We start from the raw sequence: 17,702 nt of genomic DNA on the forward strand, positions 1-17,702 counted from the left end.
CGTTGAGTGGGTCCGAGCCTCGGATCACGGCCCAAGGAAGCGACCGCAGGGGGAAACCGTGGCGCTCAAGCACGAGCCGACCGCGCCGTACCACTCGGCACAGGACGCCCTGCGCGTCCTGGAGACCGTGGCACGGCACACCACCGGCGTCACCGACGCCGATCTCGCCCGCGAGACCAGCCTCGACACGGAGCGCCTGACCAGCCTCCTGCTGATGCTGCGCCGCGAGGGCTACGTCGAGCAGGTCGCCGACGGCGCGTACGTCACCGGTGACGCGCTCGCCCGCCTCAGCTCGGCCCACCACCACGAGGAGGTCCTGCGGGAGAAGCTCCAGCAGACGCTGAACCGGCTGCGCGACTCGGTCGGCGCCGCGGTGTACATCAGCCGCTACGTCGACGGCGAGGTCAAGGTCACGCAGTACGCCGACAGCCCGGCCACGCCCGCGGTCAACGAGTGGGTGGACTTCCGCTACTCGGCGCACGCCACCGCGGTCGGCAAGAGCCTGCTGGGCCAGCTCGACCACAACGGCCGGCGCGACCACCTCTCCCGCCACAAGATGGCCCGTCTCACCTCGCGCACGATCACCAGCGACAAACTGCTGCTGTCCCGGCTGGAGTCCCAGCCGCCGACCGTGCCCGTCCTGGACCTCCAGGAGTACGCCGTCGGCACGGTCTGCGCGGCCGTCCCGATCACCGCGGGAAACTCGGTCGGCTGCCTCGCGCTCTCCCTCCCGGTCGAGCACGCCCACCGGCTGCGCCAGGCCGCCGACACCCTCAACCGGAACGCCGCGCCGGTGCTGCTGTCCCTGGCGATCTAGGGGCCCCTGCCTGGTCCCGGGGCCGGTGGTCACGAGCACCCCCCGGGACCAGGTAATATTTTCTCCGTCGCCGGCCGCGAGAAGCGGAAGGCGAGGGTCATGCGCCGCTAGCTCAGTTGGTTAGAGCAGCTGACTCTTAATCAGCGGGTCCGGGGTTCGAGTCCCTGGCGGCGCACACTGGAAGGGCCCCTCGCGAGAGCGAGGGGCCCTTCGGCGTTCGGCCGCGGTGAGGTCACAGCGGCAGATACGAGGCGATCGACGCGTACGCCACCATGAAGCCGGCGCAGAACACGACGATCACCCCGAGGAACGCCAGGACCCCGATCGTGGCCGCCGTCGCGAGGCCCCGCCGCGGAGCGAGCGCCGTGGCCGACACCCGCGGACCCTCGGCGTAGCGGACGGTGACGAAGTCGCCCTCGATGACGGTGCCGGAACCGCCCTGCTCCTCGAACCGCACCACACGTCCGTCGCGTGCGGTGAACTCGTAGACATGGTGCAGCACCGTACGTACGGAGCTGTCGCCCCTGCCGCCATGGGTGGTCGTGTACATGCGCAGGCAGCGGGCCTCCGCGGTCAGCCCGCTGTTCCACGCCGCGCGCAGCCGCAGCCAGCGGCGTACGACGACGTAGCCCATGCCGAGCGCCATGGCCATGATCAGGCCGGGCGCCAGATAGAAGATGACGTCCATCGCGCTTCCCCCGAAGTCGGTGTTCCCCCTTGCGCCGCCCTGGTCGAGACGGCGCAAGGGGAACCTACCCGCGGGGAAAGGCGCTTTCGCTCAAGCCTTGCTCAGAACGTGACGTCCGAGCAGGCGTAGAACGCGTTGCCCGTGTCGGCGATCGTCCAGACCGCGAGGATCACATGCCGACCGCTGAGCCCGGACGGCAGGGTTCCGCTGTGCGAGAGGGTGGACGGGGGCCGCTGACCGCCGTAGGGGACGGTCAGGAACGGGGTGAGGTTGAGGTCGGACCGGGCGAGGTTGTGGTTCTGGTTCCAGCCCGGCTTGGTGATGTAGTACTTGAAGTCGGTCGTGGCGTGCATGGCGGTGAACTGCCACCGGAAGGTGTAGCTCTGTCCGCCGGTGACCTTGGTGGCCGGCCACGCGCTGCCGGACGGCGTGCGCGGCGAGCTGAGCGGGGCGAACTGCCCCAGTCCCGCGTTGCAGATCTGTCCGTCGGCGGGGCCCGAGGCGGGGAAGCCCTTCGGGCCCTCGACGCTCTGCGGCTCCCACTGGATCGACCCGCAGCCGGTCACCGTGCCGTTCTGGCACAGCTTCTGCCTGCTGATGGGGAGATCGGTGTAGCCGTGACCGCTGGCCCCGCCCGAGGAGAGCACGAGCGCCCCGGTGGTGGCGAGGCCCACCGCGGCGGCGTAGAACTTGGTCTTTTTGCGCATACTGCCGCTCCTGGAGAACGTGAGGAGTTCAGTGAGCCGTGCAGGGTAGGTCTAGACCAAGTTCGAGGTTATTGCCGTTGGTTGGCCGTGTCCATATCAACGACACGCCCTCGCTCCTCAGGGACCGGCTTCGCCGCGCCCCGCGCAGAACGCCACCGTCAGATCCTTCACCAGCGCCTTGCGCTCGTAGTCGTCCAGCTCGACCAGGCCGCGCATGGTCAGCCGGGTCACGGTGTCCTCCACCGAGTCGACCACCGACGTCAGCACACTCGCCCGGTGCCGGGCGTCCAGCGCGGCGATCCGGCGGCGGTGCATCGCGGCCGCCACCTCCGGCGCGTACTCAACCCGCACCGGCTGCACCGAGAACACCTCCAGACCCACCGGCGCCGCCTCCGCCGCCACCATCCGGGTCAGCGCCTCCCCGGCCGCCGCGACCGGCCCCTCCCCCGGCGTCTCCACCGGCACCCGGGCCAGCGCGGCCTCCACGCACTCGCGCAGGTACGCCTCGTGGTCCTCCACGCCGAGCGTCGCCCGCGCGGTGTCCCTCACCCGCCACACCACCAGCACCACCGCCCGCAGCGCGACCCCGCTCGCGTCGGCCGCGGGCATCGGCTCGCTGCGCCAGTGCCGCAGCCGCACGTCCACGCGCCGGCGCAGCAGAAGGGGGTTGACCCACATCAGACCGGTCCGGCGGACCGTGCCGCGATAGCGGCCGAACAGGCCCAGCACCCACGCCCCGCCCGTGCGGCCGCGCGCCAGGCCGCCCCAGCCGAACAGGGTCAGCGCACCCGCCCCCGCGTACGCCGCCCACTGGGCCGGACCCAGGCCCGCCGCGACCGGCAGGGGCAGACCGAGGGCCTCCAGCGCGGGGCCCGGCAGCACGCCCGACCACCAGGACGTCGCCGCGCAGCCCGCCGCCCCGCAGGCCCCGGCCAGGACGCCCGCCGCACCGGGCAGGACCCGGGCCCGCCGCTCCACCAGCTCCGGGTCGACCTGCGGCACGGGCCGCGCCTGCGTCGCGGCGGGCCTGCGGACCCGGGGCTGTTCGCCGGTGCCCTCGCGGCGCGCGACGATAGCCGGCCTCAGCGGTACGGGTTCCGGGTCCGGGTCGTCCCGGAAGAGGAGATGGACGGGGATCTCGGTCGTCGACTCGTTCTGGATGAGACGAGCGGGTCGGGACGGGCCTTCCGATTCCGGGGTCTGTGGAGTGGTCGTGGTCATGCTTGCCTCCAGCCTCCGCGCCAGATGCGTCATGGATGTGTCCGGCCCGCGGCGTGCGGCCGGATGGGCTGGTCGCTCCCGCGCGGGTGAGCCGCGTGTCGGCACAGCCCCCGTGGGGTCGGACCAGCTCGGGCGCCCTACGAGAACAGGCGCCGCCATGTCTGCGGACCCGGGTAGCCGTCCGCCTCGGCTCCCCTCCAGCCCTGGGACCGCTGGAACGCCTCCACCGCCCTGCGGTCCGCCTCGCCCCACCTCGGGGTCGGGCCCTTGGTGTAGAACCTGCCGAACCCCTTCTTCACCAGCTGCCGCCCGAGCAGCGTGACGTGGGAGTTGACCGCCCCCGGCCGGAACATGCCCCGGCCCGGGAACGCCGGCACCGCCGGCGAGGAGGGCGCGGGCGGCCCCGCCGTGCCGGCCGTGATGTCGCGGCCCTGGCCGGTGACCAGGAGGGACCAGGTGCGCGGGCCGGGCAGGCCGTCGGCCTCGACGCCGGTCCAGCCCTGGGCCAGCTGGAAGGCGCGGGTCGCCCGGAGGTCGGCGTCCGACCAGCGCGGGCCCGGCCCGGAGGTGTAGTAGGAGGCCGCTCCGCGTGCCACGAGCATGCGGCCCAGGAGCGTGACGTACTCGTTGTCCGCGCCGGGGCCGAAGAACGCCGCTCCCGGGTACGGCGTCTGCGCCCCGGTCCCCGGCTCCGGCTCGGAGCCGCCCGTGCCCGCGATCAGCCCCTTGTACCGGTAGGCGAGATACCCGTCGGCGTGGCTCCAGTAGGGGTACGGGGTGGCCTGCCGGCGGGCGTGCGGGCGGGTCGCCTCGTAGGCGATGTAGTAGCTGTGCGTGTAGTCCGTCCAGCCGCCGAAGAGGGTGACGTGGGAGCCGTTCTGCGGACTGACCGGGTTGTGGAACAGCAGGATGTCGCCGGGCTGCAGGTCCTCCTTGGCGATGCGGTCGGCGTAGCGGCCGAGGCTGCCGGTCCATTCGTTGCCGGGCAGGCTCCAGGCCATGGACACGAAGCCGGAGCAGTCCTGCCGGTATCCGTCGGACCAGTAGGCGGTCATGCTGTACGGCACCTTCGCCGCCACCCATGCCCTGGCGCGGTTGATGATCTCCGCGCGGGTCGTCGAGGGCGTCCGTGGCACGCTCGTCCCCGTGGCGGGCCGGCCTCCCGGCCCGTGCAGCGGGGCGGCGGTGCCCTGCGGGGTCTCGGGCTCGTCACCTGCGGGAACGCTGGGGCGAGCGATGTCGGAGGTGATGTCGGGGGCGGTCTCGGTCGCGGCGGCGGGCAGGGTGTGGGCCCCGCCGAAGGCGGCCGTGGCGGCCGTGGTGACCGCCGTGACCGCGAGCACCCGGTGGGCGGCGGGGCGGCCTCCCGCCGGGGACCGCGCGGGGAGCTGTCGGCGGGCGAGGGCGCAGCCGGGGCAGTCGCAATCGCTCGTGGGATCGAATTCCTCGAAAACCGGAGTCTCCGGAGTCTCCATGCGATTCCCCTCACACTCCAGGTGGAAATGTCCAGGCCTGTGCACATTGATCAGTTTCCCAACTGGCTTATGAGTGCGCATGTTGACGGTCCGAATGGTGTACGCGGCCCCAGTGGGGGTAGGAGCCCTGGTTCCGGGTGGTCGGAAGCACTCCCCGAGGTCATGTAGAGTTATCGACGTCAGCAGGCGCCGCTAGCTCAGTTGGTTAGAGCAGCTGACTCTTAATCAGCGGGTCCGGGGTTCGAGTCCCTGGCGGCGCACAGACACCGAAGAAGGCCCCTCGCAGCAGCGGGGGGCCTTCTTCTGCTGGGCGTCTTGCGATCATGCCGAACCCCGTAGAACCCTGGCGCGACCGGGGAAGGGGGGCCCGTTCCGGAAGGGATGCCACGGGGGGCATCATGCAACCGGAAGGGCCGCATTCCATGTCTATAAGGTGTGCATGACGTGGTGACCCAGGCCCACCACAAACACGCCTTGTGCAGGTCGAGGGGGACCGTCACCAGGCGAAAGGACCGACATACACGCGGTGACTCGCGTGTGGGGGGATGACTCATGACGTCGACGCCGACGGGCGCCGGGCAGAACTCCGACCCGTCACAGACCACCCAGCTGAGGGTGCCTTCGCATCGCATGGGCAACACCGGCGCCTTCCGCCGGATCAAGAAGACCCTGCCGCGATACGACTACGAGCACTACAGCCGGCTCGCGGGCCCCCTCACCCAGCCGGACCCGAACAAGCCGTACCGGGTGCAGTACCGCTCCCTCATATCCCAGGAGCCGCACCGCATCCGCGTGGCCCTGATGCTGGCCGCCGCCCCCGTGCTGTCGCTGGTGCTGCTGTTCTGGCTGCTGCAGCCGGAGCACTGGACCGAACGCGACTACCCGGCCTACGACTTCCTGCCCGCGCTCGACGTCGTCATGCTCGTCTCGATCGGTCTGATCGAGTTCTTCCGCTGCATGAACGTTCTCTCGAACGCGCACGCCACCCTGGTCGCCCGCGATCCGATCCCCGTGGTCCCCGAGACCGGCACCCGGGTCGCCTTCCTCACCTCCTTCGTGCCCGGCAAGGAGCCGCTGGAGATGGTGACCAAGACCCTTCAGGCGGCGGTCAAGATCCGCCACCGGGGCCTGATGCACGTCTGGCTGCTCGACGAGGGCGACGACCCGGAGGTCAAGGAGGTGTGCGCCCGGCTCGGCGTACGCCACTTCTCCCGCAAGGGCGTCGCCAGGTGGAACCAGGCCAAGGGCCCGCACCGCGCCAAGACCAAGCACGGCAACTACAACGCCTGGCTGGAGGCGCACGGCGACGACTACGACTTCTTCGCCTCCGTCGACACCGACCACGTGCCCATGCCCAACTACCTGGAGCGGATGCTGGGCTTCTTCCGCGACCCGGACGTCGGCTTCGTCATCGGCCCGCAGGTGTACGGCAACTACGACACCTTCGTCACCAAGGCCGCCGAGTCGCAGCAGTTCCTCTTCCACGCCCTGATCCAGCGCGCGGGCAACCGCTACGGCGCCCCGATGTTCGTCGGCACCTCCAACGCCGTGCGCATCAAGGCGCTCAAGCAGATCGGCGGCCTGTACGACTCGATCACCGAGGACATGGCGACCGGCTTCGAGATCCACCGCCACAAGAACCCGGCGACGGGCAACAAGTGGCGCTCGGTGTACACGCCGGACGTGCTCGCCGTCGGTGAGGGCCCGAGCGCCTGGACCGACTTCTTCACCCAGCAGATGCGCTGGTCGCGAGGGACGTACGAGACGATCCTCAAGCAGTACTGGAGGGGCTGGGGCACGCTGCCCGCGGGCAAGCTCTTCAACTACACGATGATGATCATCTTCTACCCGATCTCGGCCCTCAACTGGATCCTGGCCGCGCTGAGTTGTGCGCTGTTCCTGGGCCTGGGCGCCTCGGGTGTGAACATCGACCCGACCGTGTGGCTGATGCTGTACGGCAACGCCTCGGCGCTGCAGATCGGCCTGTACATCTGGAACCGGCGGCACAACGTCTCCCCGCACGAGCCGGAGGGCTCCGGTGGTGTGGCCGGCATGGTGATGTCCGCGCTGTCGGCGCCGCTGTACGCCAAGGCGCTGATCGATTCGCTGCTGCGCCGCAAGAGCAAGTTCGTGGTCACGCCCAAGGGCGACTCGGCGAGCCCGGACCGCTGGTTCGGGACCTTCCGTTACCACTGGTACTTCATCCTGATCTTCGGTGGCTCGATCGCCGCCGGCTTCGTCTTCGGCCACTCCCACCCCGCGATGATCATCTGGGCGTGCTTCGCGCTGCTGATCACCGCCACGCCGATCTTCGTCTGGCGCTACGAACTGCGCCAGGACGAGAACCGGGCCAAGGGCCGGGGCGGCCGGGGCCGGAAGAAGAACACCGTGAACGCGGCCGCCGGCCCCGCCGTACAGGACTCCGTGCCCGCTCCGGCACCGGCGCACGGATCGCCGTACCAGCAGCAGCCGTGGGCCGCCTCCGGTGGAGGCACCGACCAGACCATGCAGATCGCCCTTGGGGGACGTAAGGAATGAACGACCGTGCAGGCCGCCGTCGGGCTCGTCGACTCGCGATAGGCACGGCGGTGGTACTCGCGCTGGCCGGGACGAACGGGCCGTGGCTCTACCGCTTCAGCACCGAGAAGTACCACCAGTACCAGATCAACAAGCCGGAGTACAAAGCCGAGAACGGCCACTGGGAGATCATCGAGTTCCCCGAGGAGTACCGGCAGAACACCATTCACGCGGCGCTGCTGCACACCGGCAAGATCCTTCTGGTCGCGGGCTCCGGGAACAACCAGGACAACTTCGACGCGAAGAAGTTCGACACCCGTATCTGGGACCCGGTCAAGGGCACGATCAAGAAGGTGGACACGCCGAGCGACCTGTTCTGCACGGGCCACACCCAGCTCGCCAACGGCAATCTGCTGATCGCGGGCGGCACCAAGCGGTACGAGAAGCTCAAGGGCGATGTCACCAAGGCCGGCGGCCTGATGATCGTCCACAACGAGAACCCGGACAAGCCGATCACACTGCCCGCCGGAACCAAGTTCACCGGCAAGCGCAACGGCAAGACGTTCGTCTCCAAGGACCCGGTGCTGGTGCCGCGCGCCAAGAAGGTCTTCGACCCGGTGACGGGTGAGTTCCTGCACAACGACCCGGGCCTCGGGCGCATTTACGTCGAGGCGCAGAAGAGCGGCGCCGAGTACGAGACGGGCACCCAGGACAACTACCGCGTGCAGGGCCTCTCCGGGGCGGACGCGCGCAACACCTACGGCATCGCGCAGAAGCTCGCCCTGGACAAGAAGGACTTCCAAGGCATCAGGGACGCCTACGAGTTCGACCCGGTCGCCGAGAAGTACATCAAGGTCGACCCGATGAACGAGGCCCGCTGGTATCCGACGCTCACCACGCTGAGCGACGGGAAGGTCCTCAGTGTGTCCGGGCTCGACGACATCGGGCAGTTGGTGCCGGGCAAGAACGAGGTGTTCGACCCGAAGACCAAGAAGTGGACCTACACCGAGAAGATGCGTCAGTTCCCGACGTATCCGGCGCTGTTCCTGATGCAGAACGGCAAGATCTTCTACTCGGGGTCCAACGCCGGCTACGGGCCGGACGACGTGGGCCGTGAGCCCGGCGTCTGGGACGTGGACACCAACAAGTTCACCCGGATCCCCGGGCTCGGCGACGCCGACCTGATGGAGACGTCCGGCACGGTGCTGCTGCCTCCGGCGCAGGACGAGAAGTACATGGTCGTCGGTGGCGGCGGGGTCGGTGAGTCCAAGGAGTCCAGCAACAAGACCCGGATCGTCGATCTCAAGGCCGACCGGCCCGAGTTCGTGGACGGGCCTTCGCTGGAGAAGGGGACCCGGTATCCGCAGACGTCGATCCTGCCGGACGACACCGTGCTGGTGTCGGGCGGTTCCGAGGACTATCGCGGGCGCGGGGACTCCGACATCCTCCAGGCCCGGATCTACCACCCGGACTCCAACTCCTTCGACCAGGTCGCCGATCCGCTGGTCGGGCGCAACTACCACTCCGGGTCGATTCTGCTGCCCGACGGGCGCGTGATGTTCTTCGGCTCGGACTCGCTGTACGCGGACAAGGCGAACACGAAGCCGGGGAAGTTCGAGCAGCGGGTGGAGATCTACACACCGCCCTACCTCTACCGGGGGGCTCGGCCGTCGCTGGCCGGCGGACCGCAGACGATCGCCCGCGGCGCTTCGGGGACGTTCACCTCCGCGGAAGCCTCCTCCATCAGGAAGGTGCGGCTGATCCGTCCTTCGGCCTCCACCCACGTCACCGATGTCGATCAGCGGTCCATCGAGCTGGACTTCGGCGTGGAGGGGGACAAGGTGAAGGTCACCGTGCCGAAGAACCGGAATCTGGTTCAGGCCGGTTGGTACATGCTGTTCGTCACCGACGGTGAAGGCGTCCCGTCCGAGGCGCAGTGGGTCCGGGTGCCCTGACCTCCACCGATGGGCGCGGGGAAGTGCCAGGGTGCCCGCGCCCACCCGGCGGAGCCGCACATCGGCACAGCCCCGCGCCCCTGGGGCGTCAGCCCCCGGCCAGCTTCAACGCGTAGTCGGCCCACCACTCGCCCGCCTTCGGGCCGCCCTTGCACTCGCCGTCCGACTCTCCCGGACGCTTGATCCACAGGTAGGCGTCCACGAGAGGGTCGGCCGTCTTGGCCGTCGGGGTCTCGCCCAGGGCGCGGCCCGGAGGGTTGCACCAGCGTTCCGACTCGTCGCCCTCGCTGTAGGGGCCGTTGCCGTTGCGGCTGGTGTCGATGACGAAGGGCTTGCCGCCGACCTTGGCGGACAGCTGCTTGCCGTAGGCGATGGAGTCCTCGGTGGTGTAGAAGTTCGAGACGTTCACGGCGAAGCCGTCGGCCTTGTCGATGCCGGCCCACTTCAGCGGCTCGTGGATCTGGTCCGGGTGGCCCCAGCCGGCGTTGCCCGCGTCGAGGTAGACCTTGGTGCCGGGCAGGGACTTGAGCTTGCCGATGGCGTACTCGAGGAGGTCGTAGCGCTCCTCGTGGAACTCGTCCGGGGTGCAGCCGTCGACCAGGTGCAGGACGGCGTCCGGTTCGAGGACGACCGTCGCGGCGCGGTCCTCGATGCCCTGGGCGACGCCGTCGATCCAGGCGCGGTAGGTGTCACCGTCGGCGGCACCGCCGCCGGAGTACTGCCCGCAGTCGCGGTGCGGGATGTTGTAGAGGACGAGGAGGGCCGTGCGGTCGGCCTTCGCGGCGGCCTCGGTGAAGCCGCGGGCCTCCTTCTCGGGGTCCTCGGGGCCGATCCACTCGCCGGTCGGCTGCTGCGCGATCTTGCGGATCTGCGCGGCCTCGGCCTTCTTGCCGTCCTTCTCGTACGCGGCGACCTGGTCGGCCGCGTGGCCGTCGGGGTTGACCCAGAACGGCGCGATGTTCTTGGGCTGTTGGGTGATGCCTGGGCCGGCCTTGTCGGGCTCGTCCGAGCCGCCGTCGCCGGAGGAGCAACCCGCGAGCACCAGTGCCGCCCCCAGCACCGCCGCGCTCGCCCGTGCTCCGGCCGCCCCCCTGCTGCCGTACATCCAGCTCCCCCTCGGAGTGCAGTGTTTCAAGGCTCAATCCTGACATAGGCGCGAGGACGCCTTCGAGGTCGTCCGCTTCCCCGTCAGAGACCTGTAACACCTGCGGCCTGTCGTCCGGATCGGCCCGGCGCCGCCAGGCCCTGGCCCGCCCGGACGCCGGTGCCGGAGAGGTACGCCGAGACGACCACGTTGGCGGTGTAGCTGCGGCTGGCCCGGTCGAAGGTGCCGCCGCAGGTGATCAGGCGGAGTTCGGCGCGACCGGCCTTACGGGGGCCGTAGGCCTGGTGGGCGTCGAAGCGGTCGCGGGCGATGACGTCGACGTCGTCGACGGTGAACTCGGCGACCTTGCCGTCGTCCCGGAACACCGAGACCGTCTCGCCCGGCTCCAGGGCGCTGACCTCGTAGAACACGGCCGGGCGGGTCTCGGTGTCGACATGGCCGACGAGCAGGGCCGCACCGGGCGCGCCGGGTGCGGCGCCGGCCGCGTACCAGCCGACGACGCCGGGCTGGTCGTACGGCGGCGGGTCGATTGCCCCCTCGCGGTCCAGGCCGCGGGCGAGGACGGGGGCCTGGATGCCGAGGCCGGGGATGTCGACGCGCTGCGGGAGCGCGTCGCCGAGGGGTTTCACCGCGGGCGGCAGCCGGTCGTTCGGCGGGCGGCCGACCGCGGCCATGTCGCCGGTGGCGGGGGTGGCCGCGGGGTGGCCGTCGGTGATCTCGTGGCCCCACAGCCACAGGCCGAGCAGCAGGACCGTCCAGGCCAGGCCGGTCAGCAGCCGGCCTGTGCCGGACGGGTGGTCGTGACCGGACATGGCGGTCACTTCCGCGTGCGGCTCCGCCGGGCCCCGGAGGTCCTGCCGGAGCGCGCGAAGCCGAGGGCGCGGGGCAGCAGGACGACGGCCAGGGCGGCTGCGCCGGCGAGGACCAGGCCGGTCACGGCCTGGGCGGTGCCGGGGCCGGTGGTGCGGGCGTCGACGGGTGAGGCGAGGTAAGGCGCCGCACCGCCGCCGCCCGCGCGGACCGGCGCGATCGGGGAAGCGGGGGCGGACGGGTGCGCGGTGACGGTCAGCGAGCCCTTGCCGCGCAGGTCGCCGCAGCTGACCGTGAGGGCGTAGGAGCCGGGCTCGGCGCTCGTGCGCACCCGGGTCTCGCCGGTGAGGGTGCCTTCGGTGCCGGCGAGGCGGGCGTCGGAGACGAAGGCCGGTGAGGCGATCGTGGCGGTGCGGCCCGGACATCCGGTGACCTTGAGGGAGACCTCGCCGCCGGGTGCCGGTGCCTGGGGCCGGACCGAGACACCCGGGTCCGCCGCGTGGGCCGCCGGGACGGTGAGGGCGGTAACGGCGAGGACCGCTGTGCAGAGAGTGACCCGTAGGGAACCCATCGTGAACCTCCAGTCACCTGGAGCCTCCCCCGTCCGGCCGGGCCCCGCATCCTCGGGCGGGGTCCGGTTGCTCCGTACGGGTCACTTTTCGCGGCAGAGACGTTTCAGCTCCGCCCGGTTCCCCCGGGGATCCGGCTCAGACCCGCTCGACGAGGTCCGCGATCGAGTCGACGATCTTCGACGGCCGGTACGGGAAGTTCTCGACCTGGTCCGGCCGGGTCAGTCCGGTGAGCACCAGGAACGTCTGCATGCCCGCCTCCATGCCGGCCAGGACGTCGGTGTCCATGCGGTCGCCGATCATGGCGCTGGTCTCGGAGTGGGCGCCGATGGCGTTCAGGCCGGTGCGCATCATCAGCGGGTTGGGCTTGCCCGCGAAGTACGGCTGCTTGCCGGTCGCCTTGGTGATCAGCGCGGCCACCGCCCCGGTCGCCGGGAGCGGGCCCTCGGTGGAGGGGCCGGTCTCGTCGGGGTTGGTGCAGATGAAGCGGGCGCCGTCGTTGATGAGGCGGACCGCCTTGGTCATGGCCTCGAAGGAGTAGGTGCGGGTCTCGCCTAGGACGACGTAGTCGGGGTCGTGGTCGGTGAGGACGTACCCGATGTCGTGCAGCGCGGTGGTCAGGCCCGCCTCGCCGATGACGTAGGCGGTGCCGCCGGGGCGCTGGTCGTCGAGGAACTTGGCGGTGGCCAGCGCCGAGGTCCAGATGTTCTCCACCGGCACGTCCAGGCCCATGCGCTTCAGGCGGGCGTGCAGGTCGCGCGGGGTGTAGATGGAGTTGTTGGTCAGCACCAGGAAGGGCTTGCCGGACTCGCGGAGCCTCTTCAGGAAGGCGTCGGCGCCGGGGATCGGCACGCCCTCGTGGATGAGGACGCCGTCCATGTCGGTGAGCCACGAGTCGATGGGCCTGCGGTCTGCCATGTGCTTGGGTCTCCTGGCGTGCGAACGAGCGGAACAGGGGGCGCCGGAACCACGGCGTACCGACGCCCCAAGACTAGTCAGCAGCCGCTGATTCGTACCCCGTCGATCACGCGGTACCCGTTGTCGCCGCAGGTGCGGCACAAGCCCACTTCTCAGCGGCGGCTCCCGCTCCCGCGGGCCCGCAGGACGGCTCCCGCGGCCAGCAGCAGGGCGGCGGCCGTGAGCGCCGCGGGCACCCCGGCGGGGCCGGTGCGGGCGAGTTCGCCCACGAAGGGCAGGCGGTCGGAGCGGGGCGGGTGGGGCTCGGCGGGGTCGGCCGTGCCGACGGGCCGCGGGGTGGGGCCGGCGGGGTCGGCGGAGCCGGTGGCGGGGGCCGGGTCCTCCGCGTCCGCGGACTCCGCCGGGTCCGGGTCCGGGTCCGGGCCGGGGCCGGCGGCGACGGCGAAGCGGTAGTCGTTCGAATGGCCGACCCAGGCCCCGTCGTCGTCCCGACGCTGTACGACGGCCGCGGTGGCGGTCACCTCGTTGGGCACGGCGTCCTCGGCGAGCGCGAGCCGCACCTTGACGGTGAGTGTCTTTCCCGGGCCCACGCTGAACCCGGGGAACCGCGCGGCGTCGTCGGCGAAGGCTCCGACCAGCTCGTCCTCGTCGGTCGCCTCGAACCGCACCGGGTGCGGGCGGCCGTCGTCGGTGTAGAAGTCCAGCCGCGGCTGGGCGGGGCGCAGCGCGCGTTCCTCGTCCGCGAACACGACGACCGGGTGGATGCCGGTGCATGCGCGGTCGGTGGTGTTGGTCAGGTCGAGATACCAGACAGCGGGTCCCCCGCCCGGCGCGTAGGTGTCGGGGCCGCCGTGGATCCGGGTGGTGAGGGGGAAGGCGCGGCCGTCCTGCGCGGCACAGGCCGGACCCGGCTCGGCGGCGTGCGCGGGGGGCGGAGGACCGAGGAGGCCGGCGGCGGCTGCGGCGAGGGTGACGGCGAGGGGGGCGGGTTGGAACAGTCGCATGAACACATGAGCATGTCGGGAGGGATGGGGCGGGAGCGGGTGGCACACCGTGGGGGGCGGGGAAGTGCGCTCGGTTGGTGGAGTGGGCGGGGGGTGGGGTGGCGGGGGGTGGGGTGGCGGGGGGTGGGGTGGCGGGGGGTGGGGTGGCGGGGGTGTGGCGGGGGGCCGTGGTCCGGCGGGGGGGCCGTGGTCCGGCGGGGGGCCGTGGTCCGGCAGGGGGGCCGTGGTCCGGCGGGGGGCCGTGGTCCGGCAGGGGGGCCGTGGTCCGGCCGTGGGGTGCGAGGGGGGCCCTTCACCGGTAGGGCGTGCCCTGCGCCCTCGGGGTGGTGCCCTCGGGGTGGCGCTCTCGGCCGTCGGGCACCCTCAGCGCCCGCGGGGTCGTGCCCTCAGCCGTCGGGCGCCCCCTGCACCAGCCGGGGCGGTGCCCATAGCCGTCGGGCGTGCCCAGCGCCCGCAGGGGCGGTGCCTTTAGCCGTCGGGCGCCCTGCGCCCACCGGGGTGGCTTTAGCGCCGTCGGGCGCCCCCCTGCGCCCCCGGGGCGGCGCCCTCAGCCGTCGGCCCGGCCGAACAGCGGGGCCAGCAGCAGCTGGGCCGCGCCCTCCGCCACAGCGCGGGCGCCGCCCGGGGCGAGGCGGACCGGGACCGGGGAGCCGGGGCCGCCGCCGCGCCGGGCGTGGGCGTCGAGTACCGCGCCGACACCTCGTACGAAGGTGTCGGGCGCCGCGGCGACGGTGCGGCCGCCGAGGAGCACCAGGTCGATGTCCAGCAGCCCGACGACGTTGGCGGCGCCGACCCCGAGCACCCGGGCCGCCTCGGCGGCCTCGCCGCGGGCGACGGCCGCCAGGCACAGCGCCTCGACACAGCCGCGGTTGCCGCAGGGGCAGGGCGGACCGTCGAGGGCGACGACCTGGTGCCCGAACTCCCCCGCGCCGGTGCGGGCGCCCCGGTGCACGGCCCCGCCGATCACCAGGCCGGCCCCGAGCCCCGTACCGAGGTGCAGATAGGCGAACGACCCGCCCTCACCGGCCGCGGCGAGCCCGAGGGCGGCCGCGTTGGTGTCCTTGTCCACGACCACCGGCACCCCCAGCCGCGCGGCGAGCGCGTCCCGCAGCGGGAACCCGTCCCACTCCGGGAACCCGGTGACCCGGCGGAGCACCCCGTGGGCGTGATCGAGCGGTCCTGGCAGGGCGATGCCGAGCCCGAGGAGGGTCGGCCTCCCGGGGAGGGACTCGACGCCGGCCAGCGCCGTCGCCTCCCGGCCCACCGCCGCGAGGACCGCCTCGGCGCCCGCGCCCAGGTCCAGGGGCGTACGCCGCTCCCCCACGACCGCGCCGGACAGGTCGACCAGCACCGCGCGCAGCTCGTCGCGGTCGAGGTGGACGCCGATCGCGTGCCCGGCGCCCGGTACGAGCCGCAGGACGGTACGGGGTTTGCCTCCCGTGGAGGCCCGGCGCCCCGCCTCCTCGGCCAGCCCGTCCGCGCGCAACCGCGCGGTGATCTTGCTGACGGCCTGCGGGGTCAGCCCGGTCCGCTCGGCGAGCTCCAGCCGGCTGATCCCGTCGCTCCCGGCAGCACGCAGGAGCCCGAGCACGAGCGCGGTGTTGTGACTGCGCAGGGCGGGCAGATTCACCCCCACGACCCCCCGGGCCCCACCGACCCGCCCGACCGCCCCGGGGTTCCTGCGCGCATCGGAGGGGCCGGACGGACGGGAGCCGCGGGGGGCGCCGGCCGGGTCCGCGCTCGGGTCACGGGACCCGACGGGGGTCTCGGCCGCGCCCGCCGTCCCGCCACCGGACCCACCCGGGGCCTCCGACACATCCGCACCCCGGCCACAGGACCAGCCAGGGGTCTCCGCCACGTCCGCAGCCCCCTCACGCGACTCACTCGCGGCCTCCGCCGCGCCCGCCGTCCCGCCACCGGACCCACCCGGGGCCTCCGACACCTCCGCACCCCGGCCACAGGACCAGTCCAGGGCCTCGCCCCCACCCGGGACCGCCGCGCCCGCACTCCGGCCAGGGGCCCCGCCCGGGGTCTCCGCCGCACCCGCGCTCAGCGAGCCCCCCGCACCGCCGGCCACCACCGACCCGCCGTGCACGCCGTGCACGCCGGGCACCCCCGACCCGCCGGACCCGCCGGGCACGCCTGGCAGGCCCGGCCCGTCGGGCGCGCCGCCCGCGGCCCCCCTTCCCGCCGCCCCTCCGCCCACGTTCGCCTCCGCCCTCGTCACACCCCCATTCTCTCCCGCGCTTGCACTTTGGCAACAGCGTTGCGAAAGTGGGCTGCATGACTGGCACTCCTCCCCTCGGCAGCTCGTCCGGCCCCCTGCGTGTGGGGCTCGTCGGATACGGTCTGGCCGGTTCCGTGTTCCACGCCCCGCTGATCGCCGCCACGGAGGGCCTGGCCCTCGACACGGTCGTCACCGCGAACCCCGAGCGGCAGGAGCAGGCCCGGGCCGAGTTCCCGGACGTACGGGTCGTGGCGAGCTCGGACGAGCTGCTCGGCCGCGCCGGCGAGCTGGACCTCGTCGTGATCGCCTCGCCCAACAAGACGCACGTCCCGCTCGCCACGGCCGCGCTCCGGGCGGGCCTCCCGGTCGTCGTCGACAAGCCGATCGCCGGCACCGCGGCCGAGGCGCGCGAGCTGGCGGCCCTCGCCGAGGAGCGCGGCCTGCTGCTGTCCGTGTTCCAGAACCGCCGCTGGGACAACGACTTCCTCACCCTGCGGGCCCTGCTCGACAAGGGCGAGCTGGGCGACGTGTGGCGCTTCGAGTCCCGCTTCGAGCGCTGGCGCCCGCAGCTGAAGGGCGGCTGGCGCGAGTCCGGCGACCCGGCGGAGATCGGCGGCCTGCTGTACGACCTCGGCAGCCATGTCGTCGACCAGGCCCTGGTCCTGTTCGGCCCGGCGACCCAGGTGTACGCCGAGTCGGACGTCCGGCGTGCGGGCGCGCAGGCCGACGACGACACCTTCATCGCGATCACGCACGCCGGCGGCGTCCGCTCCCACCTGTACGTCTCGGCGACCACCGCCCAGCTCGGCCCCCGCTTCCGGGTCCTCGGCTCGCAGGCCGGTTACGTCAAGTACGGCCTCGACCCGCAGGAGGCGGCCCTCCGCGACGGTGCCCGGCCCGGCGACGGCACCGAGTGGGGCGTGGAGCCGGAGGAGATGTGGGGCGGCCTCGGCTCCGGCGACTCCCCGCTGACCGGCGGCGGCCGCCCCGTGCCGACGCTGCCCGGCGACTACCCGGCGTACTACGCTGCCGTAGCCGCCGCCCTGCGCGACGGCGCCCCGAACCCGGTGACCGCTCTGGAGGCGGCCGCCGCCCTCGACGTACTGGAAGCGGCCCGCCGTTCGGCCCGAGACGGAGTGGTGGTGTCCCTGTGAACACGCACAGCGCGCACGGCTCGCACAAGCCGGCCATGACCCCGAAGATCGCCCCGGAGCTCACCCCCAGCGTGGAGGAGCTGGAGGCCCAGGAACGCCGCCTGGTCTTCCGGGAGTTCACCGCCGACGACGCCTGGCGCCTCGGCTCGCTGCTGGTGGAGCTGGCCCGCGAGCGGCAGGCGCCGGTCGCGATCGACATCCACCGGGCCGGCCAGCAGCTGTTCCACGCCGCGCTGCCGGGCGCCACGCCCGACAACGACGCCTGGATCGCCCGCAAGCGCCGGGTCGTGGAGCGCTACCAATCCTCCTCCTACCTCGTCGGCGCCCGCTTCCGCGCCAAGGGCACCAGCTTCGAGGACTCCTCCCGTCTGCACCCGGACGAGTACGCGGCGCACGGCGGCTCCTTCCCGATCAACGTCGAGGGCGTCGGCGTGATCGGAGCGGTGACGGTCTCGGGCCTGCCGCAGCTCCAGGACCACCGGTTCGTGGTCGAGGCGCTGGAGGAGTTCCTGAAGGTCTGAGACCTCCGGAAGTC

At 72.4% G+C, this 17,702-nt stretch carries 15 protein-coding genes and 2 tRNA genes; 7 read left to right on the forward strand and 10 right to left on the reverse strand.

What is annotated here, in order from left to right; all coding sequences use genetic code 11:
* The first annotated feature begins 58 nt into the window (after positions 1-58).
* Together ACIGXJ_RS05650 and ACIGXJ_RS05655 are read left to right on the forward strand one after the other, a co-directional pair.
* Complete coding sequence (locus tag ACIGXJ_RS05650; protein ID WP_399641880.1) at positions 59-817, forward strand: IclR family transcriptional regulator; 759 nt, start codon at positions 59-61, stop codon at positions 815-817.
* Between the two features lie 101 nt (positions 818-918).
* Positions 919-992 (forward strand) — tRNA-Lys (locus tag ACIGXJ_RS05655).
* Between the two features lie 57 nt (positions 993-1,049).
* Here the strand turns inward: ACIGXJ_RS05655 and ACIGXJ_RS05660 are convergent.
* From ACIGXJ_RS05660 to ACIGXJ_RS05675, 4 genes are all read right to left on the reverse strand, one after another.
* Positions 1,050-1,505 (reverse strand): hypothetical protein, encoded by a 456-nt coding sequence (locus ACIGXJ_RS05660; protein WP_399641882.1) that lies wholly within the window; start codon positions 1,503-1,505, stop codon positions 1,050-1,052.
* A 101-nt stretch (positions 1,506-1,606) separates the two neighbouring features.
* A complete protein-coding gene (locus ACIGXJ_RS05665) occupies positions 1,607-2,212 on the reverse strand; it encodes a lytic polysaccharide monooxygenase (RefSeq protein WP_399641884.1) in 606 nt (201 codons plus the stop codon).
* A 117-nt stretch (positions 2,213-2,329) separates the two neighbouring features.
* A complete protein-coding gene (locus ACIGXJ_RS05670) occupies positions 2,330-3,433 on the reverse strand; it encodes an SPFH domain-containing protein (RefSeq protein ID WP_399641886.1) in 1,104 nt (367 codons plus the stop codon).
* A gap of 137 nt (positions 3,434-3,570) precedes the next feature.
* Entirely contained in the window at positions 3,571-4,908 is a 1,338-nt protein-coding gene (locus tag ACIGXJ_RS05675; RefSeq protein WP_399641888.1) for a peptidoglycan-binding protein, read from the reverse strand.
* Positions 4,909-5,094: 186 nt separating this feature from the next.
* On the opposite strand from ACIGXJ_RS05675, the gene ACIGXJ_RS05680 reads away from it, so the two are divergent.
* The 3 genes from ACIGXJ_RS05680 (at position 5,095) to ACIGXJ_RS05690 (ending at position 9,380) form a co-directional block, all read left to right on the forward strand.
* A tRNA-Lys gene (locus ACIGXJ_RS05680) sits at positions 5,095-5,168 on the forward strand.
* 292 nt (positions 5,169-5,460) lie between these two features.
* Positions 5,461-7,446 (forward strand): glycosyltransferase family 2 protein, encoded by a 1,986-nt coding sequence (locus ACIGXJ_RS05685; RefSeq protein ID WP_399641890.1) that lies wholly within the window; start codon positions 5,461-5,463, stop codon positions 7,444-7,446.
* Entirely contained in the window at positions 7,443-9,380 is a 1,938-nt protein-coding gene (locus ACIGXJ_RS05690) for a galactose oxidase-like domain-containing protein (RefSeq protein ID WP_399641891.1), read from the forward strand. Before ACIGXJ_RS05685 ends, ACIGXJ_RS05690 begins: the two co-directional genes overlap by 4 nt.
* Before the next feature lie 88 nt (positions 9,381-9,468).
* Here ACIGXJ_RS05690 and ACIGXJ_RS05695 read toward each other — a convergent pair whose 3' ends face one another.
* From ACIGXJ_RS05695 to ACIGXJ_RS05720, 6 genes are all read right to left on the reverse strand, one after another.
* Complete coding sequence (locus ACIGXJ_RS05695; RefSeq protein ID WP_399641892.1) at positions 9,469-10,485, reverse strand: glycoside hydrolase family 6 protein; 1,017 nt, start codon at positions 10,483-10,485, stop codon at positions 9,469-9,471.
* An 83-nt stretch (positions 10,486-10,568) separates the two neighbouring features.
* Positions 10,569-11,297 (reverse strand): class F sortase, encoded by a 729-nt coding sequence (locus ACIGXJ_RS05700; RefSeq protein WP_399641893.1) that lies wholly within the window; start codon positions 11,295-11,297, stop codon positions 10,569-10,571.
* A 5-nt stretch (positions 11,298-11,302) separates the two neighbouring features.
* On the reverse strand, positions 11,303-11,866 hold the full coding sequence (locus ACIGXJ_RS05705) for a hypothetical protein (protein WP_399641895.1): 564 nt from the start codon (positions 11,864-11,866) through the stop codon (positions 11,303-11,305).
* Between the two features lie 136 nt (positions 11,867-12,002).
* Positions 12,003-12,782, reverse strand: a complete 780-nt coding sequence (locus tag ACIGXJ_RS05710) for an HAD-IIA family hydrolase (protein WP_399641897.1) — start codon at positions 12,780-12,782, stop codon at positions 12,003-12,005.
* Positions 12,783-12,934: 152 nt separating this feature from the next.
* Entirely contained in the window at positions 12,935-13,786 is an 852-nt protein-coding gene (locus ACIGXJ_RS05715; RefSeq protein ID WP_399641898.1) for a hypothetical protein, read from the reverse strand.
* 547 nt (positions 13,787-14,333) lie between these two features.
* The gene (locus ACIGXJ_RS05720) at positions 14,334-15,422 is read right to left on the reverse strand and encodes an ROK family transcriptional regulator (protein ID WP_399641900.1); all 1,089 of its coding nucleotides are present in this window, start codon (positions 15,420-15,422) and stop codon (positions 14,334-14,336) included.
* A gap of 647 nt (positions 15,423-16,069) precedes the next feature.
* Between ACIGXJ_RS05720 and ACIGXJ_RS05725 the strand changes: the two genes are divergently transcribed.
* Both ACIGXJ_RS05725 and ACIGXJ_RS05730 read left to right on the forward strand, forming a co-directional pair.
* Positions 16,070-17,167, forward strand: a complete 1,098-nt coding sequence (locus ACIGXJ_RS05725; RefSeq protein ID WP_399641902.1) for a Gfo/Idh/MocA family oxidoreductase — start codon at positions 16,070-16,072, stop codon at positions 17,165-17,167.
* Positions 17,168-17,202: 35 nt separating this feature from the next.
* Positions 17,203-17,688 carry a heme-degrading domain-containing protein gene (locus ACIGXJ_RS05730; protein WP_399642151.1) on the forward strand — a complete coding sequence of 162 codons (486 nt, stop codon included), beginning with the start codon at positions 17,203-17,205 and terminating at the stop codon, positions 17,686-17,688.
* Positions 17,689-17,702: the final 14 nt, after the last annotated feature.

It is taken from the genome of Streptomyces sp. NPDC053367, from assembly GCF_044545925.1.
Taxonomy (GTDB): domain Bacteria; phylum Actinomycetota; class Actinomycetes; order Streptomycetales; family Streptomycetaceae; genus Streptomyces.

What these genes read in the sequence shown, in the direction of transcription:
- ACIGXJ_RS05660 (WP_399641882.1), bottom strand. Translation starts at nt 1,505, where the DNA reads ATGGACGTCATCTTCTATCTGGCGCCCGGCCTGATCATGGCCATGGCG.
- ACIGXJ_RS05665 (WP_399641884.1), bottom strand. Translation starts at nt 2,212, where the DNA reads ATGCGCAAAAAGACCAAGTTCTACGCCGCCGCGGTGGGCCTCGCCACC.
- ACIGXJ_RS05670 (WP_399641886.1), bottom strand. Translation starts at nt 3,433, where the DNA reads ATGACCACGACCACTCCACAGACCCCGGAATCGGAAGGCCCGTCCCGA.
- ACIGXJ_RS05675 (WP_399641888.1), bottom strand. Translation starts at nt 4,908, where the DNA reads ATGGAGACTCCGGAGACTCCGGTTTTCGAGGAATTCGATCCCACGAGC.
- ACIGXJ_RS05685 (WP_399641890.1), top strand. Translation starts at nt 5,461, where the DNA reads ATGACGTCGACGCCGACGGGCGCCGGGCAGAACTCCGACCCGTCACAG.
- ACIGXJ_RS05690 (WP_399641891.1), top strand. Translation starts at nt 7,443, where the DNA reads ATGAACGACCGTGCAGGCCGCCGTCGGGCTCGTCGACTCGCGATAGGC.
- ACIGXJ_RS05695 (WP_399641892.1), bottom strand. Translation starts at nt 10,485, where the DNA reads ATGTACGGCAGCAGGGGGGCGGCCGGAGCACGGGCGAGCGCGGCGGTG.
- ACIGXJ_RS05700 (WP_399641893.1), bottom strand. Translation starts at nt 11,297, where the DNA reads ATGTCCGGTCACGACCACCCGTCCGGCACAGGCCGGCTGCTGACCGGC.
- ACIGXJ_RS05705 (WP_399641895.1), bottom strand. Translation starts at nt 11,866, where the DNA reads ATGGGTTCCCTACGGGTCACTCTCTGCACAGCGGTCCTCGCCGTTACC.
- ACIGXJ_RS05710 (WP_399641897.1), bottom strand. Translation starts at nt 12,782, where the DNA reads ATGGCAGACCGCAGGCCCATCGACTCGTGGCTCACCGACATGGACGGC.
- ACIGXJ_RS05715 (WP_399641898.1), bottom strand. Translation starts at nt 13,786, where the DNA reads ATGCGACTGTTCCAACCCGCCCCCCTCGCCGTCACCCTCGCCGCAGCC.
- ACIGXJ_RS05725 (WP_399641902.1), top strand. Translation starts at nt 16,070, where the DNA reads ATGACTGGCACTCCTCCCCTCGGCAGCTCGTCCGGCCCCCTGCGTGTG.
- ACIGXJ_RS05730 (WP_399642151.1), top strand. Translation starts at nt 17,203, where the DNA reads ATGACCCCGAAGATCGCCCCGGAGCTCACCCCCAGCGTGGAGGAGCTG.